Source organism: Shinella sp., assembly GCF_049651085.1.
Taxonomy (GTDB): Bacteria; Pseudomonadota; Alphaproteobacteria; order Rhizobiales; family Rhizobiaceae; genus Shinella.
The window spans coordinates 24,407-48,598 of record NZ_JBASBL010000019.1; the positions used below are offsets into that span (position 1 = coordinate 24,407).

The window sequence follows — 24,192 nt, forward strand, 5'->3', positions numbered from 1 at the left end:
AAGGAAAAGTTCTGAAACAGAAAGCCGTCCGCTCAACCAGCGGGCGGTTTTTTCATTTGAGGCGGAATTCCAGCATCAGGTTGCGCTGGAGGATGGAGTTGTTGTCGTCGGAAACGACGATCACGCGGATGTCGTTTTCCGCCATCACCACCACGTCCAGCCCCTCCATATTGTCGATCTGCTGGCTGAGGTCGGCGTCGATCAGCACTTCGCCGTCGACCACGGCGCCCGGACGGATAGTGTCGCCGTCTATCCGGCGGATGCGCATGCCCATGCCGTCCGAAAGGCGGAAGCGGCGCTCCAGCAGCAGAAGGTCACCGTTCGGCAGGAAGGCTCCGTCGGTGATGTCCCACGGGTCGGAGCGCTTGACGGAGAACAGGCCCTTGCGTGGGCCTTCCAGCACTGCGGCAAAGACATTGCCATCGGCATCGAGGCTGCGCTCGGTCACGGCCACCGGCGTTGCGCCGAGCGGTCCTGCTGCCGGCGACATGGCAAGGGTCTCCAGGCCGCGATTGATGCGCATTTCCCACAAAGGGAAGGGGAAGGGCAGTTGCCGCTTCGGCTTTTCAGCCATGAAGCCCGGATCGGGATAGACCTCGATCCGGTGAAGCACCTCGAAGCTGACGAGGAGTTCGCCCTCGCGGATCGCAAGGCCCTCGGCATCCATCTTGAACTTGATATTCCCGTTCTGCCCATCCTTGTCGAGCATCGAGCGGATTTCCACATCGGCAAGGCCGCTCAGGCAGCCTTCCGCGTCGCGTTCGACGCGCCCGGTCAGCCAGTGGCCGGTATCGAGCGCGGCCACGAAATTCTGCCCGTCCTCGCGGAAGCGGATGGCGGAGATGGAGCCGAACCGGGAATCGCTGGAGGAAGCGCTGATGCCACCCAGGAATTCGAGCTTGCCGAAGGTGCGCTGGTCCGAGCCCGCCATGAACCCGGAAATGGCGTGGCTGGTAACCGGCATATCGGCGCTGTCGGCCACAGCCGGCCGGCCGACGGGCAGGCAGAGCAGGGCGGAAAGAAGGATGGCGCGAAGGCCGCTGGCCGGAAACGTCCGCTCAGCCCGCACGACGGCGGCCGGACGGGCGACGGGAGGTGGCCTCGTCGGCAAAGAGCGAGGCAAGCTGCTCGGTCATCGCCCCCGCCAGTTCGTCCGCATCGACGATGGTGACGGCGCGGCGATAGTAGCGGGTCACGTCATGGCCGATGCCGATGGCGAGGAGTTCGACCGGCGAGCGCGTCTCGATCTGATCGATGACGGCGCGCAGGTGCCGCTCCAGATAATTGCCGGGGTTCACCGAAAGCGTCGAATCGTCGACCGGCGCGCCGTCGGAAATCATCATCAGGATGCGACGCTGCTCGGGGCGTGCGAGCAGGCGGTCATGCGCCCAGATCAGCGCCTCGCCGTCGATGTTTTCCTTCAGCAGACCCTCGCGCATCATCAGGCCGAGATTGCGCCTGGCGCGACGCCACGGGGCGTCTGCGGCCTTGTAGACGATGTGGCGCAGGTCGTTGAGACGGCCTGGCGATTGCGGCTTGCCGCTGCCGAGCCACTTCTCGCGCGACTGGCCGCCCTTCCAGGCCTTGGTGGTGAAGCCGAGGATTTCGACCTTCACGCCGCAACGCTCCAGCGTGCGGGCGAGAATATCGGCGCAGGTGGCAGCGACCGTGATCGGCCGGCCGCGCATCGAGCCGGAATTGTCGATCAGCAGAGTGACGACCGTATCGCGGAAGGTCGTGTCCTTCTCACGCTTGAAGGAGAGCGGCTGCATCGGATCGATGATGATGCGCTGCAGGCGGGCGCTGTCGAGATAACCTTCTTCGAGGTCGAATTCCCAGGCGCGGTTCTGCTGCGCCATCAGGCGGCGCTGCAGGCGGTTGGCAAGACGGCCGACGGCGCCCTGAAGGTGGGCGAGCTGCTTGTCGAGGAAGGCGCGCAGGCGGTCGAGCTCGGCTTCCTCGCACAGTTCCTCGGCGGTGATCGTCTCGTCGAATTCCTGCGTGAAGACCGTATAGTCGACCTTCTCGTTGAAATCGGTGAAGGGATGGTTCGGGCGGCGGACTTCGCCGGGCGTTTCCGTGTCGTCGCCGTCATCCTCGACGAGATCGTCGTCGGAGATTTCCGCGCCGTCCATCTCGCCTTCGTCCATCTGCTCGTCGGACGTCTCGTTTTCGTCGGCAGGCGCGGAATCGTCGCCGGCATCTTCCTGGCTGCTGTTTTCTTCCTGCTCGTCGCTCCGCGGCTGGTTCTCGTCCTCGGGCGTTTCCGAATCGTCCTGTTCGGTGTCGTCCTCGCCGTACTGCTCGGCGACGTTCATGGAAGCGAGCATGTTGCGCACGACACGCGAGAAAGCCTGCTGGTCGTTCATGGCGGCGGAAAGCCCGTCCATGTCCTTGCTGGCCTTGTCCTCGATGAAGTCGCGCCAGAGGTCGAGCACCTTGCCGGCCGAGGCCGGCGGGGCCTGCCCCGTCAGCTTTTCGCGCACGATGAGGGCGACGGCCTCCTCGAGCGGCGCATCGGCCTGGCGGGTGATCGCACCAAAATTCGCCTTGGCGTATTTCTCCGTCAGCATGGTGGTGAGGTTCTGCGCCATGCCGTGCATGCGGTTGGAGCCGATCGCCTCGACGCGCGCCTGTTCGACAGCGTCGAAGATCGCCCGCGCATCCGCACCCTGCGGCGACATGGTCGCGTGGATGCGGGCGTCGTGGCAGGCCTTGCGCAGCGCCATCGAATCGCCGAGGCCGCGGGTGATCGCGACTTCGGTCGGTGAGGGGCGCTTGGCCAGTTCCGGCAGACGAATGCGCTCGCCGGTCATGCCGGGGCGCTCGTTGGCGAAGGTAACCTCCACCTCCGCATCGCCCGAGACGGCGCGCACGCAGCCCGTTACCGCACGGCGGAACGGTTCCATGTCGACCACGCCGCCGGGCCTCGGCTTCGAATTGTCTCCGCGAGCTGCCATGCGCTTCACCCTGCCGTCAGGCCGTCGCTTCCAGGACGATATTGGCGGCGCTTTCCTTCAGTTCCACGCCGAAGGCGCGCTGGTAAAGTTCGGCAACCAGCGTGCGTTCCAGTTCGTCGCACTTGTTGAGGAAGGTGACGCGGAAGGCGAAAGCGAGATCGCCGAAGATCTCGGCGTTTTCCCCCCAGGTGATGACCGTGCGCGGGCTCATCACGGTCGAAAGATCACCGTTGATGAAGGCGGCGCGGGTGAGATCGGCGACGCGCACCATGCGCGAAATCGTGTCGCGGCCATCCTTGCCGGCAGCAAGGCGCTTCACCTTGGCGGCAACGATGCTGACTTCGTTTTCATGCGGCAGGTAGTTGAGCGTCGTGACGATGGACCAGCGGTCCATCTGCGCCTGGTTGATCTGCTGCGTGCCGTGGTAGAGGCCGGTCGTATCGCCGAGGCCGACCGTGTTGGCGGTCGCGAACAGGCGGAAGGCGGGGTGCGGACGGATGACGCGGCTCTGGTCCAGCAGCGTCAGGCGGCCGGAGGATTCCAGCACGCGCTGGATGACGAACATCACGTCCGGGCGGCCGGCATCGTATTCGTCGAAGACGAGCGCGACATTGTGCTGGTAGGCCCAGGGCAGGATGCCGTCTTTGAATTCGGTGACCTGAAGCCCGTCCTTGACGACGATGGCGTCCTTGCCGACGAGGTCGATACGGCTGACATGGCTGTCGAGGTTGACGCGCACGCACGGCCAGTTGAGGCGGGCGGCGACCTGCTCGATATGGGTCGATTTGCCGGTACCGTGGTAGCCCGACACCATGACGCGCCGGTTGTGGGCGAAGCCTGCGAGAATCGCGAGCGTCGTCTCCCGGTCGAACAGGTAGTCCGGGTCGAGGTCCGGAACATAGGCGTCCGGCTTGGAATAGGCCGGGACACGAAGGTCGGTATCAATGCCGAAAACCTCCCGCACGGAAACCGTGGTGTCCGGGAGGTTGGAAATGTCGAGATCCATCTTGCTCATCACGTCTCCGCAGCAGCCGCCACCCGCGCGCCCGCCCATATGTCCTGTTATACGCCGACTATGCTGTTCTTCTGACCGCATGTGTGCGACGCCGGGCGATTCCGTCCGGTTGCAAAAATGCTCTAGCAGAAGCCGGCCTGCTTTAACAATTGATATGCTTGGATGACCGCGCGAAAACGCTCCTCCGAGCCTCTATCTCCGCCATTTGCATCCGGGTGATGCTTTTTGACAAGCGCCTTGTAGGCGGATTTTATGTCCTGCGTCGTCGCATCGGCGGCAAGGCCGAGCGTATCGAAGGCTTTCGCCTCGAGGGTTTTCAGCTTTCTGGCGCGCGGTTCCATGCGGGGGCCGCGCCCCTTGCCTTCTCCGAACAGGCCGAACGGATCGCGGATGCGCTGATTTGCCCCGGCCGTGCCGGAGCGCGCCGTGCCCTGCGCCGGGCTGTTCTTGGCGGCTTTGTTGACGCCGATCGTCCAGGTCGGGCGGTGGCCGGTGATCGCTTCCTTCTGGTAGCGTGCGATCTCGCCGTCCGAGAGACCGGAGAAGTAGTTGTAGCCCTTGTTGTATGCCTTGACGTGTTCGAAGCAGAACATGAAATACTGCCCCTCGGCATTGCGGCCGACGGGTGCCCGATGCACGGCGTTCTCTTCGCAGCCATCCCACTGACAGGACGGCGCGGAACGTTCGGGACGCTCCACGCGCCGCTTCGTGCGGATGTGATCGAAGTATTTGGAATCGAGTTTCATGGTGCCCATTATGGGGTTCTGGAGGGCCCACAACAAGAATTGACAAAGCGGATTGTTGCTGGCTTTGTGGAACCATTTTCGTGTCGCGCCGCGCGACCTGCGTCCCGCAAGCGGGCCTTCAAAGGTTTTCCATGTCGATCAAATCCAGCATAACCGAGAAGCTCGATGCGGCGTTCTCGCCAGAGCGTCTTGAGGTCATCAACGAAAGCCACCTGCATGCCGGCCATCAGCCGGGCTATGACGGCGAGGGCGAGACGCATATGCGCATCCGCATCGTCTCGTCCGCCTTTGCCGGCATGAGCCGTGTGGCTCGTCACCGGGCGATCAACGATCTGGTGAAAGCGGAGTTCGATGCGGGGCTGCACGCGCTTGCCGTCGAGGCGGCAGCGCCCGGCGAAGCGACCCGCTGGTAATCAGCGGCGTGACGGCTCCGGCTCGACCGGGCGGATGCGCAGCTTGGTGATACGGTTCTTCACCCGCTTCATGACGATGAAGCGCTTGCCGTAGAAGGTGAAGGCCTGCCGTTCTTCCGGAATGGATTTCGATTCGTGGATGACGAGGCCGGCAATGGTCGTCGCCTCTTCGTCCGGCAGGCTCCAGTCGAAGGCACGGTTGAGGTCGCGGATCGCCACGCTGCCGTCGACGACGAGCGAGCCGTCGGCTTCCTGCCGTACGCCCTGCATGTCGACGTCCTTCTCGTCGGAAATGTCGCCGACGATCTCCTTCAGGATGTCCTGAAGCGTGACGAGGCCCTGCACCTCGCCATATTCATCCACCACCGTCGCGAAATGCTCCTTGCGGCGCAGGAAGGCGGCAAGCTGCTCCTTCAGCGTCGTCGTGTCCGGCACGAACCACGGTTTCTGCGCGACCCTGGTGATGTCAAGGGTCTTTGGCTCGACGCCCGGTTCGGTGAGGGCGCGCAGCAGATCCTTGGCGTGTACGACGCCGACGATATTGTCCACCGAGCCCGACCAGAGCGGCATGCGCGTATAGGGGCTTTCCAGCACCGCCTTGACGATCTCCTCGGGCGGATCGCCGGCATTGAGCGCGCGCATCGTCGTGCGGTGGATCATGATGTCGGAGACTTCCAGCGCCTCCAGATCGAGCACGCTGGGCACCCTGTCCCGGTCGGATTTCGCAGGCGCGCCATCCCGCGAGGACTGGCCGGTCCGGCGATCTCCCTCCGCCTCGCGGCTCTCCTGATGCGAACGCCACAGCGCGGCGATCGATGAGCGCGAAAGAAAAAGAACGACGGCAAGAACGGCCAGGCCGAGGATGAAAGCGATCCAGGGCCAGGAGAAGGGAGCGAGTGCAGCGGACGTGTCGCCGTTCATCTGGGCAGCTTTTCCTTGAGGAAAGCGATGACTTCGGATTGCGGGACATCATCGGCGACGAAGGACTGGCCGATGCCGCGCGTCAGGATGAAAGTCAGCTTGCCGCCCTTCACCTTCTTGTCCTGTGCGATGGCGTCCATCAGTGTTTCCGCCGGCGGCAGGCCGCCTGGAATCTGATTCATGGAGGTGGGAAGGCCGACTTCGCCAAGATGCGCCACGACGCGCTTGGCGTCGTCGGGGCTGGCAAGGTTCATCCGGGCGGAGAACTGGTGGGCGAGCACCATGCCGATGGAAACGCCCTCGCCATGGACGAGGCGCGTGCTGTCATATTGCGTGGCGGCTTCCAGCGCGTGGCCGAAGGTATGGCCGAGATTGAGCAGCGCCCGCTGACCGTTTTCCCGCTCGTCGGCCGCGACGACATCGGCCTTGGCCTGGCAACTCGTGGCGATCGCCTCGATGCGCGCCTCGCCGCCGGCAAAGATGTCGCGCCAGTTCTTTTCCAGCCAGGCGAAGAAGTCCGGCTTGTCGATGAGGCCGTATTTGGCCACTTCCGCATAGCCGGCGCGGAATTCGCGCGGCGAGAGCGTGTCGAGCACGTCGGTATCGGCGAGCACGAGGTCGGGCTGATGGAAGACGCCGATGAGGTTTTTGCCGTGCTGGGTGTTGATGCCGGTCTTGCCGCCGACGGAGGAATCGACCTGCGCCAGCAGTGATGTCGGCACCTGGATGAAGCGCGAACCGCGGCGCGCGATGCCGGCGGCAAAGCCGGTGAGGTCACCGATGACGCCACCGCCAAGCGCGACCACCGCGTCGTTGCGCTCGATACGGGCGGCCAGCACGCTGTCGCAGACGCTGATCAGGTGTTCGAAGCTCTTGGTCTTCTCGCCGGCCGGCAGCACGAGCGAGACGGCATCGATACCTTCCGCCTTGAGTGCGCCCATGAAGCCGTCGAGATAGAGCGGTGCGACGTGCTCGTCGGTGATGACGGCGATCTTGCGCCCCTTCAGGCGGCTTGCGATCTCGCGGCCGGCAGCGGCGATGAGGCCGGGGCCGATCAGGATATCGTAGGAGCGGTCGCCGAGATCGACCCGCACGGTGCGGCGGGCGGTAGCAGTGGCAGTCATGGTCATCTCGTCAGGTTCTGCGGCGGGCGGTGGTGATCGCGGCGAGCACCTCCTCCACCATGGTTTCCTTTTTCACGTCGCGCGACAGCACCGTGAGGTCCGCTTCCGCATAGATCGGATAGCGGGCGTTCATGAGATTTTCGAGCGTCTGGCGTGGGTTCTCGGTCTTCAGCAGCGGGCGGGTGTCGCGCTTGTTGACGCGCTCCCAGAGCACGTCGAGATCGGCTTTCAGCCAGACGGAGAGCCCGCCGCGCTTGATATGCCGGCGGGTATTCTCGTTGATATAGGCCCCGCCCCCGGTGGAGACGACGCGCGGGCCCGAACGCAGCAGCCGCTTGATGACCCGGGTTTCGAGCGCACGGAACTCGGCCTCGCCATAGGCGGCGAAAAGATCGGTGATGGACATGCGCGAGACGCGCTCGATCTCGTGGTCGGAATCGACGAAGGGAATGCCGAGCGTCTGCGCCGTCATGCGGCCGATGGCCGACTTTCCGGCCCCCATCAGGCCGATCAGCACGAGGTTACGCCGGCCGAGCACTGCACGAGCCTGCTCGGCGAGCGTAGGAGGGGCCGGTTCGATCAGCTCGGTCATTGCTTTTTCCGGGTTTTCGCTTTCCTCCGTATCGACAAAAGCGCCGGAAGCGTCAAGTCTGCCGGAGAGGCCATCCTCTGTGCCGGCCTTGCGCTCGGCGTGGGGCGGGGCGATATAAGAGCCATCTTCCCGGAGTGCGCCATGCCGACCCTGTTCCGTTTCCTGTTCATCTGCGCCGTGATCGCCGGGTCGATCTACGGCACGATGGTGGCGCTGGTGACCTTCGTCGAACCGACCGAGCGCGAGGTGACGATCCGCATTCCCTCCGAACGGGTGAACCAGCAGCCATGAGGGATCCCTCCGCGCTACAGGTCGAGTCCTTTCTCGAGATGATGAGCGCCGAGCGCGGTGCGGCAACGAACACGCTGCAATCCTATGAACGCGATCTGGAGGATGTGCGCTCCTTCCTCAATGAGCGGAGCGTGCGCCTGACGGCGGCGACGCCGGACGACCTGCGCGCCTATCTCGGGCATCTCGCGAGGCAAGGCTTTGCGGCGTCCTCGCAGGCCCGCCGGCTTTCGGCCTTGCGGCAGTTCTTCAAGTTCCTCTACGGCGAGGGCCTGCGCGGCGACGACCCGACCGGCATTCTGGATGCGCCGAAGAAGGGGCGGTCGCTGCCCAAGACGCTGAGCATCGACGATGTCGGCCGCCTCATCGCCCGGGCGGAAGCAGAAGCGATGGAGCCGGGCGGCAACCTCCTTCTCAAGCGTCGCATGCATCTGCTCGTCGAACTGCTCTATGCGACCGGCATGCGCGTCAGCGAGCTGGTCTCGCTGCCGGCAAGCGTGCTGGCGCAGACGGGACGGTTCCTCGTGGTGAAGGGCAAGGGCAACAAGGAGCGGATGGTGCCCCTGTCGCGCGCTGCTGTTTCTGCGCTCGAGACCTATGGCGAGACGCTGGCGGCGGCGATCGGCGACGATCCGGCGACGGGCATTTTTCTTTTCCCGGCGCAGAGCAAGGAAGGCCATCTGCCGCGCCAGGTTTTCGCCCGCGACCTCAAGGCGCTTGCCGGACGGGCGGGAATCCGGGCCGCGACCCTCTCGCCGCATGTCCTTCGCCACGCCTTCGCCAGCCATCTCCTGCAGAACGGCGCGGACCTGCGCGCGGTGCAGGAATTGCTGGGCCACTCGGACATTTCCACGACACAAATCTATACACATGTGCTTGAAGAACGGCTGCACCAGCTCGTTCAAACCCATCACCCTCTTGCCAAACAGGCAAAAAAACCGGATTAGGACCCCCGCCGCTTGCGACTGGCCTCTTGGCCGACGATAGTCTGGCGCGGTTTGAGCAAACGATCGGAAACGCATCTCATGCACAACTACCTCGATTTCGAAAAGCCCATCTCGGATCTTGAAGGCAAGATTCACGAGCTGAGAAAGCTCGCAGAAGAAGATGAGAGCATCGACACGACGGATGAGGTCGGCAGGCTGGAAGGCCGCGCCCGCGAGGCGATGGCCGACATCTATTCCAAGCTGACCCCCTGGCAGAAGACGCAGGTCGCGCGCCATCCGCAGCGCCCGCATTTCGTCGACTACGCGCGCCAGCTCTTCGAAGAGTTCACCCCGCTCGCCGGCGACCGCAAGTTCGCCGAGGACGAGGCGATCCAGGCTGGCCTCGGCCGCTTTCACGGCGAAGCCGTCGCCGTCATCGGCCAGGAAAAGGGCAGCGATACCAAGTCGCGCCTGAAGCACAATTTCGGCAGCGCCCGGCCGGAAGGCTACCGCAAGGCGATCCGCGTCATGGAAATGGCTGACCGCTTCGGCCTGCCCATCATCACGTTGATCGACACCGCCGGCGCCTATCCGGGCATCGGCGCGGAAGAGCGTGGCCAGGCGGAAGCCATCGCCCGTTCCACGGAAATGTGTCTCAACGTCCGCGTGCCGATCGTCTCGATCGTGCTCGGTGAGGGCGGCTCGGGCGGCGCGATCGCCATTGCCACCGGCGACCGCGTCTACATGCTGGAGCATGCGATCTACAGCGTGATCTCGCCGGAAGGGGCGGCCTCCATCCTCTGGCGCGATTCCACCCGCGCCAAGGAAGCGGCGAGCAATATGAAGATCACGGCGGAAGACCTGAAGACCTTCGGCATCATCGACGGCATCATTCAGGAGCCGGTCGGTGGCGCGCATCGCGATCCTGCCGCGGTGATCGGCCGTGCGGGCGACGTCATCGCATCCGCCCTCAAGGAGCTCGGCGCCAAGACGGGCGACCAGCTGCGCAAGGATCGCCGTCAGCGCTACCTCAATATCGGGCGCCAGCTCTGATCCCATGGCCGTTTGGCGGCGCCTTGCGCCGCCAATGCCAAATCTCGGCCACAATCCTTGTGTCTGAAACGGATGCGGGTCGCCGGCAGCCTCGCGAAAGAATTTCCAGTTAAGAATTTATGAAGTATAAGCCGGTTACGACTGCGCGTCCCGCCGCCGGCGCGACGGCTTGCGATCTCACGATTGTTGACGGACCTTAGGAATGCGCCTGACTGTTCTCGCCGCCGTATCGCTTCTCGCCGTGGCCGCCGCCGGTTGCACGAACGAGACGCTCGATTCCTTCGACAAGGTCGATGTCGATCTTGCCCGCGTTTCCAGCAAGACTGGCTACCAGCTCTCGCCGGCCGTGCTGAGCAAGCTCTCGTCGATGAATATCGACCGATCCTCCCCGATGGTGCTGCGCATCTTCAAGGAAGAGGGGCGGCTGGAACTTTGGAAGTCCGACCGCACGAACCGCTTCAAGCTGGTGCGCAACTACAAGATCTGCGCATGGTCGGGTAAGCTCGGGCCGAAGACGAAGGAAGGCGACCGCCAGGCGCCGGAAGGCTTCTACCCGCTCTCGCGGGCGAATATGAACCCGAATTCGAGCTACTATCTCGCGATCAATACGGGGTTCCCGAACAATTATGACCGCGCCAACAAGGCGAGCGGCACCCATCTGATGATCCATGGCGCCTGCTCGTCGTCCGGCTGTTACTCGATGACGGACGAGCAGATGGTGGAAATCTTCGCCTTCGCGCGCGACGCCTTCGATGGCGGTCAGTCGGCGATCCAGCTCCAGGCTTTCCCCTTCCGCATGACCGCGGAAAACATGGCGCGCCATCGCAACAATCCGAACATCGAATTCTGGAAGATGCTGAAGGTCGGCTACGACCATTTCGAAGTGACGAAGCGTCCGCCGGAGGTCAATGTCTGCGAGAAGAAGTATGTCTTCAACCAGCAGGCCGACAAGCCCTTCGCACCGGCCGGCGCATGCCCGGCAATGACGACGCCGGCGGCTCTGGACGTTGCGCTCGGCAGCTACAACAAGACCTATGCCGCCGCCTATGCCAAGGCGATGGGCAAGTATGAAGGCACCGTCTGGGTCGAGCCGTCGGAAGCCCAGCGCAAGGCGATCGTCGCCGACCAGCGCAAGGGCAGGGAGCTTGCCTATGCACCGACCGGCAATTCGCTCGATGCCGGCAAGCTGATGACGGAACGCGAGATCGAGGCGCAGAAGCGCAAGGCTGAAGAGGCTGAGCAGCGCAAGATCGCGGCCATCGAACGGGCCAAGCAGCAGGCCGAACAGGCCAGGCTCGATGCCGAGCAGCAGAAGATCGAGGAAGCCGAAGCGCTCGCCGCCGATGTCGCTGCCGTGAAGGCGCAGAAGGAAGCGCGCGGCGCAGGCGCCATGCCGGTGCCGGAAGAAAATCCGGGCGTCGCGGTCATCGAGAAGAAGGAAAAGAAGCCCTTCTGGAAGCTCTGGGCCAAGGAAGAGGCGCCGCGCAGCGTCGAGCCGGCGGAAAGCGTGACGCAGGGCGGCGAGCAGGCAAAGCTCGATGCCGGCCAGGAGACCCGCAAGGAAGCGAGAATCCCGACGGCCGAAACTGCCACCCGCAAGGTGGAAAAGCCGGTCGAGGGTGCAGGCACGCTGCCGGTGCCGGAGGAGAACCCGGGCGTTCAGGTCGTCGAGCAGACGGCGAAAAAGCCCCTCTGGAAATTCTGGCAGAAATGACGGTCCCGACGACGCATTGCGAAGCCGAGATTTATGACCTGCGCGGACTGAAATGCCCGTTGCCGGTGATGAAGGCCCGCAAGCGCCTTTCGACGATGGCGGCAGGCGCCAGCCTCTGGGTCGAGACCACCGATCCGCTCGCCGTCATCGATATCCCCCACTTCTGCCATGAGGACGGCCACGCGCTCGAAGCAAGCGAACGGGTCGAGGCGGGGCATCGCTTCCTGATCCGCAAGAAAGCCTGAGCGACTCAATCGCCCGAGCCCTTGGCTATTCCGGCCGTTGAGGGTATGTTGTCTCCTTAGGCAGAAGGAGATTGATGCGCAGAATCCCGATTGGAGCCGCTTTCGCGGCATAGCAAGCGTCCTCAGGGCGCTGTTTCTGTGCACTCTATTTTTCCGGAACATCATGAAAAACATGGATCTATCCATCCGCGCCTATGACGAGGCGGCGGATCTAAAGAAACTGTCCTCTATCTGGTTCTCTGCCTCCCTGCATGCGCATGCCTTCGTCGGAGAAGAGCGCTTGCGGGCACAGCGCGTCGAGATCGAGACGATCTATCTGCCCCAGGCAGAGACCTGGGTGGCGTGCCACCAGGGGGAACCGGTCGGCTTCATCAGCCTCCTCGACAGGTTCATCGGCGGCTTGTTCGTTGCTCCTGAACGGCAAGGGCTGGGCGCCGGACGGGCGCTGGTGAGCCATGCCCTCTTGCTGAAGGGCGAACTCTCCCTCGAGGTCTATACCGCCAACAGGCAGGCCTGCGGCTTCTACCGAGGTCTCGGCTTCGAGGAGGTCTCGCGCCGTCCGGTGGATGATGAAGGCCTGCCCTTCGAAAACGCCTGCCTGCGCCTTTCGGCCTGAACGATCGGCGGGGCGACGCACGTCGTCCCGCCGATTTTGCTAGAGTTTGAGGCCCGGTATGGCGAGCGGGTTGTCGGCCAGCGCCGCCCGGTCCGGGCGGTCAATCTTGGGTGTGCCGGTAAAGGCATCGAAGAGGTCGCGAACGAAGGCTTCCGGCAGGTCCCTGGTGATCAGTACCAGCCGTGTACGGCGGTCGGAGGGGTCCGGCCAGGCGGCGAGGCGCTCGGGCGGGTGAAAGACGCTCTGCACGCCCTGCAGCACCAGCGGGCGCTCCGGATTGTTGGACATCAGCACGATGCCCTTCATGCGCAGCAGCTTTTCGCCATGCGCCGAGCGCAGCAGATCGATGAACATCTCCAGCGCCATCGGATCGACCGGGCGGTCGTGAATGATGCTGAAGGAACGGATCGTTGCATCGTGGCGCGTCACGTCATGGCCATGCTGATGGCCATGGTCGTGATGATGGTCGTGTCCATGATGGTGGCCATGATCGTCGTGGTGATGATGATCGTGCGCCTCCTCGTGCAGCCAGCGGCGGACATCCGGGATCTTGCTACCCGGATCGTAAAGGCCGTTTGCCAGAAGATCGGGAGTAGCAAGGCCCGGCGCATCGACATCCGAAATGCTGGCGCGCGGATTGAGCGCGGCGATCTCGCGCCTGACCGCTTCCAGCGTCGCAGCGTCGGCGAGCGACGCCTTGCTGATCAATACGCGGTCGGCCACGGCGACCTGCTTGACCGCCTCCGGGTGGTTGGCGAGTGTCGACAGCCCGTTGACTGCATCGACCACGGTGATGACGCCGTCGAGGCCGAAGGAATGAGCGAGCACGGGATTGCCCATGATCGCCTGCAGCACCGGCGCGGGATCGGCAAGGCCCGTCGTCTCGATCACCACGCGCTTCAGCGGCTGGATCTTGCCGGTCTGCATGCGGTCCATCAGGTCGGCCAGCGTGTCCACCAGTTCGCCGCGGATCGTGCAGCACAGGCACCCGTCGGAAAGCTCGATGATGCCGTCGCCCGACTGCTCGACCAGCAGGTGGTCGATGCCCACCTCGCCGAATTCGTTGATGATGACGGCCGTGTCGGTAAGCGTCGGATCCTTCAGGAGCCGGTTGAGCAGGGTCGTCTTGCCCGCGCCTAGAAATCCGGTCAGCACGGAAACCGGCACGCGCCGCTCAGCGAGGGTCATGGTCGTTCCTGTCTATATGTGGCCTGTCAGAAGGAAGGGCGCGGGATCGGGATGGGCACGTTGGCGACGTCGCCCATATCGCCGGCCGCGACCTTGTCGTTGCCGGCGGACTTTGCAGCCTCGCCAGCCAGAAGGCCGGCAAAGACGAACTTCAGCGGCCGGCTCAGCTCATGGATATAGGGTGAAGCCAGCTTCTGGCGGCCGGCCTCGTCGCGACCTTCGCTGCGCACCTTTGCCGCGTGTTTCGAGCAGATTTCCTCGGAGATGTCGGCGACCACGTTGCGCGTTTCGCCGTATGGGCGAAGCTGGCCGAGCGTCGTCCCCTTGGCGGAGCGCATCGTCAGGCCCTTTTCCAGCATGCCGGCCGAAATGTCCGCGCGGGCGCCAAGGCTCTCGGAACCGAGCACGACGGACACGACGCTGCGGCCGTTGCGGGTCGCCGAGGAGACCTGGTTGAAGCCGGATGCGCAAATGAAGCCCGTCTTCATGCCGTCCGCGCCGTTGAAGCGGCCGATCAGCATGTTGAAGTTCGGATACTGCTTCTTGCCCGTGGTGAAGCCTTCCAGCGCGAAATAGGACGAATATTGCGGAAACTCGCGCTTCAGCGTCACGGCCAGCACCGCCAGGTCGCGCGCCGTCGTATACTGGCCCTTGCCGGGCAGGCCGTGCGGATTGATGAAGTGCGAAGAACTCATGCCGATACGGGCGGCTTCCGCATTCATGCGGTTGATGAAGCCCTGTTCGGAGCCGGCAATCGATTCGCCGATGGCGACCGAGACGTCGTTGGCCGACTTGACGAGGATGATCTTGAGCGCGCTGTCGAGCGTCATCTTCTGGCCGGGCTTGAAATACATCTTGCTCGGCGGTTCGGCGGCGGCATTCTTGGTCATGGTGACCGGGCTTTCCAGAGTGATCTCGCCGGCCTTGATGGCGCGGAACACGGTGTAGGCCGTCATCAGCTTGGTGAGCGAGGCCGGATACCAGCGCTGGAACGCATCCTCGTGCTCGATGACCTGAAGGGTGTTGACGTCCACCAGTATGCGCGGGTTGGCCGTGGCCGTGGTTGCCATGAGGGAAGCTGTGAGCAACAGGGCGGAGCCCAAAAGCCGTGCGCTCCGGCGCGTCGTTCGTCCGTTCATCTGCAAGGGTCTGTCCTCGAAATCGGGAGTTGTCTCGAACCGTCGCCCTATTTAACCTATATGGCACCGTGATGGCAAAGCCATCGAACAGCGACGGCCAAATTTGCGGCCGAAATGACAGGACGTGTTGCATGCCCATTCTGAACCGCGCCGCAGAAATGCAGGACGAAATCGCCGAATGGCGCAGACACATCCACCGCGAACCGGAACTTCTCTTCGCCGTGGAGAAGACTGCGGCCTTCGTGGCGCAGAAGCTGCGGGAGTTCGGGGTGGACGAGATCGTCACCGGAATCGGCCGCACCGGCGTCGTCGGTATCATCCGCGGCAAGGGCGAGGGGCGCGCGATCGGTCTTCGTGCCGACATGGACGCGCTGCCGATCGACGAGACGAGCGGCAAGCCATGGGCTTCCACGACCAAGGGAAAGATGCATGCCTGCGGCCATGACGGCCATACGGCCATGCTGCTCGGTGCGGCGAAATACCTCGCCGAGACGCGCAACTTCACGGGCAATGTCGCCGTCATCTTCCAGCCGGCCGAAGAAGGCGGCGGCGGCGGCAACGAGATGGTCAAGGACGGCATGATGGAGCGCTTCGGCATTGCCGAGGTGTACGGCATGCACAACCTGCCCGGCATGCCGGTCGGTTCCTTCGGTACGCGCTCCGGCCCGATCATGGCGGCGACCGACGAGTTCGCCATCACCGTCAAGGGCCGCGGCGGCCATGCCGCGCTGCCGCACAAGACGGTCGATCCCATTGTCATCGGCGCGCAGGTCGTGGGCGCCCTCCAGACCATCGTGTCGCGCGTTGCCGATCCGATCGCTTCCCTCGTCGTCTCCGTCACCAAGTTCAATGCGGGCTTTGCCCACAATGTCATTCCGGAGGAGGCGAAGCTTGCGGGGACGGTGCGCACGCTGAGCCCGGGCATGCGCGAGGAGGCCGAAGCCCGTATTCGCCAGATCTGTGATGGTCTTGCCGCCGCCCATGGCGCACAGATCACGGTCGCCTATCACCGCAACTATCCGGTGACGGTGAACCATGCGGACGAGACGGGTCATGCCGTCTCGGTGTTGCACGAGATCGCCGGCGAAGCCCTGGTGGATGCGTCGCTCGATCCGATGATGGGGGGCGAGGATTTCTCCTACATGCTGGAGGCCCGGCCCGGCGCCTTCATCTTCATCGGCAACGGCGATACCGCGGGCCTGCACCACCCGGCCTACGACTTCAACGACGATGCCATCCCCCATGGCGTGACCTATTGGGTCAAGCTCGCCGAAAGCCGGCTTGCCGCCTGATAAATAGAGCCCGGTTGAAGGGACATCAACCGGGCAAGTCGGGGAAGGGCGGCGAAGAGAACGGTCAGCGGCAGACGCGAACCTTCCTGACGATGCGGTTGCCCCACTCGTCGTAGCGCTTCACCTTCTTCCAGAAGCAATCGTAGCCGTAGTCGTCATAGACCCTGACATGGGCGCCATGACCGTGGCCGTGGCCCCAGCCGCCGTGGCCGAAGCCGAAACCGATGGACAGGCCGCCGGCCTGCGAGGGGGCTGCAAAGGAAAGCGCCGCGACAGTTGCGACGACAGCGGACAGCAAGATCTTGCGCATGGACATTCTCCTCTGGGTTTAGCGAATGGAGCCATCTCCATTCCATGAACCGAATGTCTCATGTCCCGTTGGTCCGTGCTGTTCCGCATGGAACTTGCCGGCAGCGCCCCCCGAAAATCGCTTGGCTTAGAGCTCCGGCTTTTGTATGGGTGCAGTCAGTGGTCCCGTAGCTCAGCAGGATAGAGCACCAGATTCCTAATCTGGGGGTCCCGCGTTCGAATCGCGGCGGGATCACCAATCACTCCATGAAGTGTTAGCCTTCGAGGCTTTTCGAATAAATGGAATCGCTCAAATGGTTTGTCCCTACGGGCGCTGATATGTCCCTGACGCTTTGATAGGCTTGTCCCTGAAGTCAAAACAGTCGATTTTTACGATTTTCTCGAAATCCCAGCCTTCGAAATAACGGCTGAGCGAAGACCTCGTCTCTATTGCTTACACGCCCTGCGGTTACTACATTTTTCTTCAAATTGTAGTGGAGACTCGGGCATGAATGATTTCGAGAAGCGGAATGCCGGGTTCTCCGGTTTGGCGGGACTGTTCAACCAGGAGCCGACGCCGCCGGACCCGTTTGGACTTAGCTCGCTATTTGATGCGTTAAAGCAAGACTCCGTCAGGACCCGCAGTTCGTGGAATGACCGATTCTCCCACTGGGAGACCGCCGAGAGCACCACGGAGACGAAAGCGATTGAACGGGCGCGTGACATGGTCCACAGCGCCCTTCGCGAAAACAAGTGGCTTGCAAACGAGGGCGTGGTGTTCGGCCCGCAGGGCAGTTTCACCAACCGCACGAACGTCAGGAACGAGGCTGATATCGACCTGCGAGTGCAGCATCCGTCGCTTCGGATCGAATGCGACGCCAATGTCAACTTCCAAGCGGCTTACCAGGCTGGCACCTACTTCGACACAGGAAGGTCTTTCGCCGAAATCGCCCAATATATGCGTACCGAGATATCGCGCGATCTCAAAGCCTGCTTCGGCAAGGGTGCTGTGGACGACACCGGGAAGAAAGCGATCCGTGTGGACGGCGTCGACGGTAGCCGCGGCGAAGTGGATGTAGTCCCTTGTTTCACCCTCCACCATATTCGCGCCAGTGCTGGCTTCGTACCGTTCAACACCGTTCAGGGCGTCGCCATCCTTTCTACAGACGGCAACTGGACAATGAACTACCCAGATCAGCACATCGCGAACGGTCGGCTGAAACGCACGACAACAGGTCACCAGTTCAAGCGAATAGTCAGGATCGTGAAGCGGCTCCAGACAGACATGGAGGAGTACGGCGTTCTCGAGGAGCGTGTACCGTCGTTTCTGATTGAATGCCTTGTCTATCTCGTCAAGGACCATCACTTCGTCTACAACGAAGATCGTTATGACCGCGTAAAACGTATCCTCGGCCGTATTTCCGAAATCCTGTCGCAGGGAGGCTTCCTGTCCCCGCACCTGCTTCTCGAAATTAACGGCGTCAAGCCGCTTTTCGGTGGCGGCCAGGCTTGGACACTGGAAAAGGCCCAGCGGTTCGTGAACTCGGCGCTTCGCCATCTTGGCAATCGCTGATGTGGTCCCTTTTTCAGCGCAAGACCCAGTTGCTGATCATCGTTCCCGCTTCCATCCTGGCGGCTTGGGGACTTGAAGCCGCTTGGTTCTGGTACTTCGGAGAGCAAACGACTCCACTGAAATGGATTTCGTTCGTTATATCCATCGTCGGCGTCGTCATGGTGGCCGCGGCTGAACTGCTCTGGTTCAGGCTTGCTCGCGTTGCGCCCCTCATGCAGACAAAGATGTTCCCCGATCTCAACGGCGAGTGGGTCGGGCATCTGAAATCCACCTGGATCAATCCAGAGACGGGGACGACTCTGCCGCCTATTCCGACCAGCCTGAAAATAAGCCAGACCTTCTTTACGACCAGCGTCACGTTGAAGACGGGAGAATCGTTCTCGAAATCGACGCGCGTGTTCCTCGAACCGGACTATGAAAACCGTCGCTACCGTGTCTGGTACAGTTACAACAATGATCCGCAAGCCCAATTCAGGCATCGGAGTTCGCAACACGAGGGTGTCGCGTATCTTGATCTGGACTGGGACTCGGATAGGGATAGACTTACGGGTACGTACTACACCGCACGAAAGACCACCGGCGATATGGATTTTCGTCGAATTTAAGGATCGACTTCCTCCCGCGTACGGGAGAGCAGACTGGCATTCGCTGCCTTCACCCATCGCTACAGCAAAAGGCCTCGACTACAGGCGGAGGTTATTTTTAAAATCAGATTGTGGCTAGACCATTAATCAAAAACTGATTTTTCCATCGTACTACCGATGATAGAAGCTCACCTAATAGCAGCCCCGGATGCATTCAATGGCATATCTGATAGATGTATCAAACATGGTCTTGGCCGCCCTTTTCTTTGCCTTCCTCTGTGGTAACAGAGCGCATGCACTGCTGCTTTTTTTAGTCTATTATTCAGCACTGAAGTGGGCGGCATATGAAAATACCGGCATCTCGTACACATTCACGGCTCATTTTGAACTTTTTGCATTTGTATTTTATCTTGGGCTCATCTACTTTTCGCCAAAGATTTTCCTCGCGTTTAAAACTGAGATAGTTGCGCGCTTTAACGGCCTGAGCCTTCTTTTTGATGATAACCGGGGCATCTTCATCTCGAAATTGTGGACATCGACAGTCGTAGCGACGTCCACGATGGGCTACATGCGCTACCATGGGTTTACTTACCCTTCGGAGAACTTTTACGTCTCATGGGCAGTCAATGTCGTTTTCTTTAGCGTGATCGGCCTTGCAGCCGCATTGCTCAGCTTACGGCTACCGCACAAAGAGGAATTTTCGAGCCGTCTCGGAATTCTATTCGCAGGCGCAGAAAATGTAGACAACGAGTTCCGCCAATCGGCCTTGTCGCACATATCAAGTGAAGTCAAAAAACTTGGCCTTGCCGTTTCCAAAATAAACCGCCGGATCGTGATAGAGGCATATGACCCTGATTACGACGCTTACCGCGCTACCGTTACCATTACTACGACGATGGTAAGCCTTTTCGGCGACGTTGATGCACAAGATCAGGTGCAATTCACAGTTACGCCGGACAAGTTCGAGGGGTGTAAGCGTACCCCTAACCCCGTCGGCCAAATCATCTCGCTTTTCGTGAATGGAGAGGAGAAAATCAGGGGCAACCCACAACCGATTTTGCTGGGCCAGGGCAACGGCTATCCGGAAGTTTTTACGGTCGGCAAAGATGAGCAGGTATTCACGTTTAAATATTGGTGCTGGTTTCAAACGGGCGAAGACTTCACATATCATTCAAAACGATTCTGCAGGGAATTTAATGTAAGAGTCATAAACAGAATGCTCGACGAAAAAGAGAGTAAATTTTCTGTGCGTCGACCACGGCTCGGAAAAATTGGTGAATTCGATAGCAAGACACTAATTTATGGAGAGGAATGGGACATTGTAAATTTCAAGGACCTTGAGCCGAACGTTATGACAACATTATTTACTATAGAACGTCCTAGTGCCGCATTGGCGGCAGAAACTTCTCTCGATGGGGCGACAAGTGCGACATCTACCGGCGAAAACGCTTGATAAAATCTGCTGTTCGAATAACATGAAACCAGCAGCCTTCGGGTTCGTTGATACATAGGCCAGTCGAGCGTGGAACGAGCGCCGAGTGAGAATAAACGAGGTCAACAATGTCCAGAAGCAATGAAACTAGCATCTAAAAGGATGCGCGCGAAATAAAAAAGGGTCGCTATGCGGCCCTTTTTTCGTCTAGCAGTAAGGTAGCATTGCCGCTTTGTCGTTCATAACGAACCATCCCCTCGGTGTCGCATTGCGATGGTCTAAATGCTAAAAAGCCCTTCAAGTTCGTCAACCAAGCGAAAAACCTCGAACTCCTCCCTGAGGTCTTCGAATGACATCGGATCGCACCCGTAGATGCCGACGTCGGCGAGAGTGGCAAGGTGGTCTGACATGATGCGATTTGAAATGAGCATGACAAGCGTCTCCTGTCCCGCGCGCAAAGCGGGGATCGTTTTGAATCGGATGTGAGAAGCGTCGATCCCTCTCTGGATACGCGACTTATTCGAAACGGGAGACGGGCTACGGACATGGTGAATGCCCCTATGAAATGACGAATGCGGAAAACGCCTTGGCGGCGTCAGCCTACAGGGTCATATTCGCACGCTATTCCTGCGAACCTGGGTCATCGATTTTGTCCTTTGAGCGGAATGGTCGTCGCTCAGGCCGTCGACAGAAAAACCGGAATTTCATCGTATCAACCGGGCCTTCCCGGAAAAGTTGCCTGCAGAAAATTTCACAGAGCCCGGTTGACTCTGAAATTTTGTTCGCTAAATGTTCACGCATGCAAAACAGCCCTCGCCACCTCATACGAATAGGTTGACCCTCGCTGCCGCGATGACCGCGGCGACGACCAACCGTTTTTGTCAGAGGATGCCATGGGAATTGCCAAGCAGGCCGCCACGTTGCGCGCGGCCAGAAACTCCTCGTTGATCAGAACCTATCATCCGGCCGGCACGGTAAAGTGTGACGGCGTACGCCTGTTCCGCTCTCAAGCGGCCCGCGATATTGGATGTCTTCTCGATGTGAACCCTTCGGTCACAGCCTGGCGATGTATGCCATCACCATTCGGTACTGGCGGGATCGCCCATATCACCGATTTCCAGGTCTTCGACGAGGACGGTACCGTCCTGTATCTCGACGCACCTGATCGCGCTGTCTCTGTCGATGTCGCCGCCATTGCGTCGGAAGCCATGCGCATTAACGCCCGCTACCGACTCCTCGAGCGTGCCGAAATCTACGACGGTTTCAGGCTAAGGAACGCCAGGGACCTGTTGCGCTACGCCGCTCATGTCACGCCTCTCGGGGATCGGCTTCGCCTGCTGGCAGCACTCGATGAACACGGTTCCCTGCCGCTCGGGGAATGCCTCAAGGCCTTCCAGGAAACGAGGCCCGTTCCGGGGATCGCATCTCTCATTCTCCATGGCTTCGTCGAGGTCGATCTCGACGACGCACCGCTCGGTCCCGAGACGGCTGTGAGGCGGATACCGCGGTGAGACCGATACCGCCGCCGTCCCGTCGCCTATGGAGAACCTTTCAATGTCGTACAGATCGCTCAGTGCACCGAAGTCGCCGCCACATCTCGCTATCGCAGTTGCGCGATGCGGTGTCCGCAATGCTCTTCGGCCATTCCTGCACCGCCAGAACCTCGCTTTTATCGCTGTTCTCATCGCCCCCGAGAACACGGCTGACTATTATCGCCGGGCCGTGTCGAGTCTCATCCAGGACCCCGCGAATGCGGATGAATATGGCAACGATCCCGCCGTTGTATTCACTGTCAGCGAGTCCACCATTGAGGGGAGGTCGGTCTATGACCGCATCAAACACGCTCGCCAAGTCGTAGTCGTCACTGAAGAGCGAGACTACCTGCCCGCGGATTTCCTCGCGGGAGCCGATCTGGTCGCCGACATCGCCAGGCCGACAACCGAACACTTCATCGCGGCGGCGCGGGAGGCGAAGGTCCCAGGCATGACCGAGGCGCATGCTAAATTCCTGTCGACGAAGTCATTCGACGCTATCCTGGTAGCAGTTAGGCATACGCGCCCGCTCATGAGTTCGGTACGCCAGATGAAGCGAATGGAGGCTAAATCCGTCGAGCCGGAGCCGGTTGCGAAAGCACCGTCCGCAGTGGGTCTCCAGGACATGCACGGCTATGGAAAGGCCAAGGATTGGGGCATTCAACTGGCCGAGGACCTCGCCGCATGGCGGGCGGGGGAGATCAATTGGGAGGACGTTGATCGCGGGGCGTTGCTCTACGGCCCGCCGGGCTGCGGCAAAACCTCTTATGCCAAAGCCTTGGCGACGACATGCAGTGTAGAGTTGGTAGTCGCTTCTGCAGCGAGGTGGCAGTCGAAAGGTCATCTCGGTGATTTGCTGAACGCGATGAGGGCGGCCTTCGCCGAAGCCACCAAGAAGGCACCCAGCGTGCTCTTTATCGATGAGTTCGACTCGTTCGGTGACCGCGATGGCCCCACCTCCGATGATCATCATCGCGACTACCGCCGCCAGGTGATCAACGGTCTACTTGAATGTCTGGACCCGTCCGAGGGCCGTGAAGGCGTGGTTGTCATCGGGGCAACCAATAATCCAGACGGCATCGACCGAGCACTCCTGAGATCGGGGCGGCTCGAAACCATGATCGAAATTCCGCTGCCAGACGCGGCGGCCAGAGTGGAAATCCTGCGCCACCACTTGAAAGGCCAGGAGATCGACGGTGACCTGAGAAAGGTCGTTGCAGCAACTCGGTCGTGGTCTGGTGCCGATATCGAGAAGCTTGCCCGTGACGTTCGGCGTCTCGCACGACGACGACATAGCACAATCACCGAGAGCCTGCTCCTGGAAGTGATGCCGAAGCAGTATGTTATGGCCGAGAACGAACTGCGACATGCGGCGGTACATGAGGCCGGGCATGCGATTGTCGGCGTTCTTTTGGCATGCGACGTGCTGACCGGGGTCTATGTCGAGCGAGAGGTGTCCATGAATGGTGCGCGGCAGAGTGCCGGGCGCGCTAGCTTCGAACCCGCCAGGGGCATCATCAGGACGGCCGCGCATTACGACGACAGGATCGCGATGCTTCTTGGCGGCATCGCGGCCGAGACCGTCGTGTTCGGTTTTCACGCCGATGGCGCAGGAGGAGCGCCTACTTCGGACCTTGCTCTCGCCACTGATTTGGCGACGCGCACCGAACGCCATTATGGCCTTGGCGCGACGCTGTCGGTGGAACTCGGCCACGGCAGCCATCCGCTGGAGAGCATCCGTAAACGTGATCCCGAACTTCGGCGACTGGTCGAATGCCGCCTTCGGAAGCAGTTCGACCGTGCCGTCGGCATTCTGACCGAAAGGCGTGCCGACCTCGCTGGCGTGTCTGATGTGCTTGTAAGCAATGGGCGAGTCACGGGGGACGAGGTTCGGGCAATGTTGTCGACAGGCTCCAGAGATACCGCATCCGTCGTCCCTTGACGGCTAGCGGCGGTGCCGAGTTTCGTCTCCGGAGGCTCGGCACCGAAAAAGTTAATAAAGCACGCGTCCACGGTTCAGACTTTAAGAACCTGTTAACTTCTGACGCGTAGGTAGCCGGTCCCGCCCAAGTACACCAGAACAGTGCACCATGTGGCTCAGGATCAAACCGCCTCCAACCGGGCGGCACGAAAACGGAGAAGCAGAATGCTCATACTACGAATAGGAGGTTTTGACTTCTCCGAACGAGGCTAGTCCTCTTTGTGAAAAGGCATCTCCTCCAGCCAATCTTGTGTGTCGCGTAGTGACAAGGTGGAAGGAGCCGAGCATGAACATTGCCCATACGGTCGCCCGTAACATTGCGCTCAAGAAGGCCGGACTCGGCTTTGTTGTAGATGGCCGCCGTGCGCCTGTGCCAACGGCAGCGTCTTCGCGCAACTACGAATCTCCTGTTCTCCAGCTGAAGGTCAAGCACGGCCGCACTGAGGCAGGGGGCTGTAAAATACCGCGGCGGCGCTGACGCCAGTCAGAGCCGCGACATTCCGCTTTACTGGAACGAGCCTACCGAGGGACACGCAACGCGGCGTCCGGCGCTTCGCCAGGCAAAGACCG

The 24,192-nt window shown here is 61.3% G+C and carries 23 protein-coding genes, 1 tRNA gene and 1 pseudogene; 15 read left to right on the forward strand and 10 right to left on the reverse strand.

Translation table 11 applies throughout. The annotated features are described in order from the left end of the window. Window positions 1-52 precede the first annotated feature (52 nt). The 4 genes from WA950_RS11025 to WA950_RS11040 all read right to left on the reverse strand — a co-directional run bounded on the left by WA950_RS11025 (window position 53) and on the right by WA950_RS11040 (window position 4,730). Window positions 53-1,069, reverse strand: coding sequence for an esterase-like activity of phytase family protein (locus WA950_RS11025; RefSeq protein ID WP_424551760.1), 1,017 nt, complete (start codon window positions 1,067-1,069; stop codon window positions 53-55). Next, complete coding sequence (gene cobT, locus WA950_RS11030) at window positions 1,059-2,960, reverse strand: cobaltochelatase subunit CobT (protein ID WP_424551761.1); 1,902 nt, start codon at window positions 2,958-2,960, stop codon at window positions 1,059-1,061. Before cobT ends, WA950_RS11025 begins: the two co-directional genes overlap by 11 nt. A 16-nt stretch (window positions 2,961-2,976) precedes the next feature. Continuing rightward, window positions 2,977-3,975: a cobaltochelatase subunit CobS gene (gene cobS, locus WA950_RS11035; RefSeq protein WP_424551762.1), complete on the reverse strand. Its 999-nt coding sequence runs from the start codon at window positions 3,973-3,975 to the stop codon at window positions 2,977-2,979. 122 nt (window positions 3,976-4,097) lie between these two features. Further along, a complete protein-coding gene (locus WA950_RS11040) occupies window positions 4,098-4,730 on the reverse strand; it encodes a J domain-containing protein (protein ID WP_424551763.1) in 633 nt (210 codons plus the stop codon). A gap of 122 nt (window positions 4,731-4,852) precedes the next feature. Here WA950_RS11040 and WA950_RS11045 point away from each other — a divergent pair, with 122 nt between their 5' ends. Continuing rightward, the gene (locus WA950_RS11045; protein ID WP_424551764.1) at window positions 4,853-5,134 is read left to right on the forward strand and encodes a BolA family protein; all 282 of its coding nucleotides are present in this window, start codon (window positions 4,853-4,855) and stop codon (window positions 5,132-5,134) included. On the opposite strand, the pseudogene WA950_RS11050 reads toward WA950_RS11045, so the two are convergent. The 3 genes and pseudogenes from WA950_RS11050 to WA950_RS11060 all read right to left on the reverse strand — a co-directional run. Next, window positions 5,135-5,860 (reverse strand): annotated as a pseudogene (locus WA950_RS11050) (transporter associated domain-containing protein); the annotation flags it as partial. 191 nt (window positions 5,861-6,051) lie between these two features. Then, window positions 6,052-7,179: a 3-dehydroquinate synthase gene (gene aroB / locus WA950_RS11055; protein WP_424551765.1), complete on the reverse strand. Its 1,128-nt coding sequence runs from the start codon at window positions 7,177-7,179 to the stop codon at window positions 6,052-6,054. Window positions 7,180-7,189: 10 nt separating this feature from the next. After that, complete coding sequence (locus WA950_RS11060; RefSeq protein ID WP_424551766.1) at window positions 7,190-7,771, reverse strand: shikimate kinase; 582 nt, start codon at window positions 7,769-7,771, stop codon at window positions 7,190-7,192. 141 nt (window positions 7,772-7,912) lie between these two features. Here WA950_RS11060 and WA950_RS11065 point away from each other — a divergent pair, with 141 nt between their 5' ends. The 6 genes from WA950_RS11065 (at window position 7,913) to WA950_RS11090 (ending at window position 12,613) form a co-directional block, all read left to right on the forward strand. Beyond that, window positions 7,913-8,062 carry a hypothetical protein gene (locus WA950_RS11065; protein WP_424551767.1) on the forward strand — a complete coding sequence of 50 codons (150 nt, stop codon included), beginning with the start codon at window positions 7,913-7,915 and terminating at the stop codon, window positions 8,060-8,062. Continuing rightward, window positions 8,059-9,006 carry a site-specific tyrosine recombinase XerD gene (locus tag WA950_RS11070; RefSeq protein ID WP_424551768.1) on the forward strand — a complete coding sequence of 316 codons (948 nt, stop codon included), beginning with the start codon at window positions 8,059-8,061 and terminating at the stop codon, window positions 9,004-9,006. The genes WA950_RS11065 and WA950_RS11070 overlap by 4 nt, the downstream gene beginning before the upstream one ends. 78 nt (window positions 9,007-9,084) lie before the next feature. Further along, window positions 9,085-10,038 (forward strand): acetyl-CoA carboxylase carboxyltransferase subunit alpha, encoded by a 954-nt coding sequence (locus WA950_RS11075; RefSeq protein WP_424551769.1) that lies wholly within the window; start codon window positions 9,085-9,087, stop codon window positions 10,036-10,038. A gap of 202 nt (window positions 10,039-10,240) precedes the next feature. Next, entirely contained in the window at window positions 10,241-11,752 is a 1,512-nt protein-coding gene (locus tag WA950_RS11080) for a L,D-transpeptidase family protein (protein ID WP_424551770.1), read from the forward strand. Further along, complete coding sequence (locus tag WA950_RS11085; protein WP_424551771.1) at window positions 11,749-11,997, forward strand: sulfurtransferase TusA family protein; 249 nt, start codon at window positions 11,749-11,751, stop codon at window positions 11,995-11,997. The genes WA950_RS11080 and WA950_RS11085 overlap by 4 nt, the downstream gene beginning before the upstream one ends. A gap of 163 nt (window positions 11,998-12,160) precedes the next feature. Next, entirely contained in the window at window positions 12,161-12,613 is a 453-nt protein-coding gene (locus WA950_RS11090) for a GNAT family N-acetyltransferase (RefSeq protein ID WP_424551772.1), read from the forward strand. A 39-nt stretch (window positions 12,614-12,652) separates the two neighbouring features. Here the strand turns inward: WA950_RS11090 and WA950_RS11095 are convergent, their stop codons facing one another. Together WA950_RS11095 and WA950_RS11100 are read right to left on the reverse strand one after the other, a co-directional pair. Beyond that, window positions 12,653-13,801, reverse strand: coding sequence for a CobW family GTP-binding protein (locus WA950_RS11095; protein ID WP_424551773.1), 1,149 nt, complete (start codon window positions 13,799-13,801; stop codon window positions 12,653-12,655). Window positions 13,802-13,827: 26 nt separating this feature from the next. Beyond that, window positions 13,828-14,871, reverse strand: a complete 1,044-nt coding sequence (locus WA950_RS11100) for a D-alanyl-D-alanine carboxypeptidase family protein (RefSeq protein WP_424551774.1) — start codon at window positions 14,869-14,871, stop codon at window positions 13,828-13,830. Window positions 14,872-15,071: 200 nt separating this feature from the next. Here WA950_RS11100 and WA950_RS11105 point away from each other — a divergent pair, with 200 nt between their 5' ends. Then, a complete protein-coding gene (locus tag WA950_RS11105; protein ID WP_424551775.1) occupies window positions 15,072-16,232 on the forward strand; it encodes a M20 aminoacylase family protein in 1,161 nt (386 codons plus the stop codon). 64 nt (window positions 16,233-16,296) lie between these two features. Here WA950_RS11105 and WA950_RS11110 read toward each other — a convergent pair whose 3' ends face one another. Further along, window positions 16,297-16,542 carry a hypothetical protein gene (locus WA950_RS11110; protein WP_424551776.1) on the reverse strand — a complete coding sequence of 82 codons (246 nt, stop codon included), beginning with the start codon at window positions 16,540-16,542 and terminating at the stop codon, window positions 16,297-16,299. Between the two features lie 160 nt (window positions 16,543-16,702). Between WA950_RS11110 and WA950_RS11115 the strand changes: the two genes are divergently transcribed. From WA950_RS11115 to WA950_RS11145, 7 genes are all read left to right on the forward strand, one after another. Next, window positions 16,703-16,779, forward strand: a tRNA-Arg gene (locus WA950_RS11115). A gap of 249 nt (window positions 16,780-17,028) precedes the next feature. Next, complete coding sequence (locus WA950_RS11120) at window positions 17,029-18,093, forward strand: hypothetical protein (RefSeq protein WP_424551777.1); 1,065 nt, start codon at window positions 17,029-17,031, stop codon at window positions 18,091-18,093. Window positions 18,094-18,122: 29 nt separating this feature from the next. Then, window positions 18,123-18,698 (forward strand): hypothetical protein, encoded by a 576-nt coding sequence (locus tag WA950_RS11125; protein ID WP_424551778.1) that lies wholly within the window; start codon window positions 18,123-18,125, stop codon window positions 18,696-18,698. Between the two features lie 196 nt (window positions 18,699-18,894). After that, entirely contained in the window at window positions 18,895-20,130 is a 1,236-nt protein-coding gene (locus WA950_RS11130) for a hypothetical protein (protein WP_424551779.1), read from the forward strand. A gap of 872 nt (window positions 20,131-21,002) precedes the next feature. After that, window positions 21,003-21,620 (forward strand): hypothetical protein, encoded by a 618-nt coding sequence (locus tag WA950_RS11135; RefSeq protein ID WP_424551780.1) that lies wholly within the window; start codon window positions 21,003-21,005, stop codon window positions 21,618-21,620. Between the two features lie 43 nt (window positions 21,621-21,663). Further along, complete coding sequence (locus tag WA950_RS11140) at window positions 21,664-23,583, forward strand: AAA family ATPase (RefSeq protein ID WP_424551781.1); 1,920 nt, start codon at window positions 21,664-21,666, stop codon at window positions 23,581-23,583. Between the two features lie 325 nt (window positions 23,584-23,908). Then, a complete protein-coding gene (locus WA950_RS11145) occupies window positions 23,909-24,100 on the forward strand; it encodes a hypothetical protein (protein ID WP_424551782.1) in 192 nt (63 codons plus the stop codon). The last annotated feature ends 92 nt before the right edge of the window (window positions 24,101-24,192 follow it).

Bases quoted from the DNA above. Each gene is read 5' to 3' on its own strand.
- cobT (WP_424551761.1), bottom strand. From the start codon at position 2,960: ATGGCAGCTCGCGGAGACAATTCGAAGCCGAGGCCCGGCGGCGTGGTC.
- cobS (WP_424551762.1), bottom strand. From the start codon at position 3,975: ATGAGCAAGATGGATCTCGACATTTCCAACCTCCCGGACACCACGGTT.
- WA950_RS11040 (WP_424551763.1), bottom strand. From the start codon at position 4,730: ATGGGCACCATGAAACTCGATTCCAAATACTTCGATCACATCCGCACG.
- WA950_RS11045 (WP_424551764.1), top strand. From the start codon at position 4,853: ATGTCGATCAAATCCAGCATAACCGAGAAGCTCGATGCGGCGTTCTCG.
- aroB (WP_424551765.1), bottom strand. From the start codon at position 7,179: ATGACTGCCACTGCTACCGCCCGCCGCACCGTGCGGGTCGATCTCGGC.
- WA950_RS11060 (WP_424551766.1), bottom strand. From the start codon at position 7,771: ATGACCGAGCTGATCGAACCGGCCCCTCCTACGCTCGCCGAGCAGGCT.
- WA950_RS11065 (WP_424551767.1), top strand. From the start codon at position 7,913: ATGCCGACCCTGTTCCGTTTCCTGTTCATCTGCGCCGTGATCGCCGGG.
- WA950_RS11070 (WP_424551768.1), top strand. From the start codon at position 8,059: ATGAGGGATCCCTCCGCGCTACAGGTCGAGTCCTTTCTCGAGATGATG.
- WA950_RS11075 (WP_424551769.1), top strand. From the start codon at position 9,085: ATGCACAACTACCTCGATTTCGAAAAGCCCATCTCGGATCTTGAAGGC.
- WA950_RS11080 (WP_424551770.1), top strand. From the start codon at position 10,241: ATGCGCCTGACTGTTCTCGCCGCCGTATCGCTTCTCGCCGTGGCCGCC.
- WA950_RS11085 (WP_424551771.1), top strand. From the start codon at position 11,749: ATGACGGTCCCGACGACGCATTGCGAAGCCGAGATTTATGACCTGCGC.
- WA950_RS11090 (WP_424551772.1), top strand. From the start codon at position 12,161: ATGAAAAACATGGATCTATCCATCCGCGCCTATGACGAGGCGGCGGAT.
- WA950_RS11095 (WP_424551773.1), bottom strand. From the start codon at position 13,801: ATGACCCTCGCTGAGCGGCGCGTGCCGGTTTCCGTGCTGACCGGATTT.
- WA950_RS11100 (WP_424551774.1), bottom strand. From the start codon at position 14,871: ATGGCAACCACGGCCACGGCCAACCCGCGCATACTGGTGGACGTCAAC.
- WA950_RS11105 (WP_424551775.1), top strand. From the start codon at position 15,072: ATGCCCATTCTGAACCGCGCCGCAGAAATGCAGGACGAAATCGCCGAA.
- WA950_RS11110 (WP_424551776.1), bottom strand. From the start codon at position 16,542: ATGCGCAAGATCTTGCTGTCCGCTGTCGTCGCAACTGTCGCGGCGCTT.
- WA950_RS11120 (WP_424551777.1), top strand. From the start codon at position 17,029: ATGAATGATTTCGAGAAGCGGAATGCCGGGTTCTCCGGTTTGGCGGGA.
- WA950_RS11130 (WP_424551779.1), top strand. From the start codon at position 18,895: ATGGCATATCTGATAGATGTATCAAACATGGTCTTGGCCGCCCTTTTC.
- WA950_RS11135 (WP_424551780.1), top strand. From the start codon at position 21,003: ATGGGAATTGCCAAGCAGGCCGCCACGTTGCGCGCGGCCAGAAACTCC.
- WA950_RS11140 (WP_424551781.1), top strand. From the start codon at position 21,664: ATGTCGTACAGATCGCTCAGTGCACCGAAGTCGCCGCCACATCTCGCT.
- WA950_RS11145 (WP_424551782.1), top strand. From the start codon at position 23,909: ATGAACATTGCCCATACGGTCGCCCGTAACATTGCGCTCAAGAAGGCC.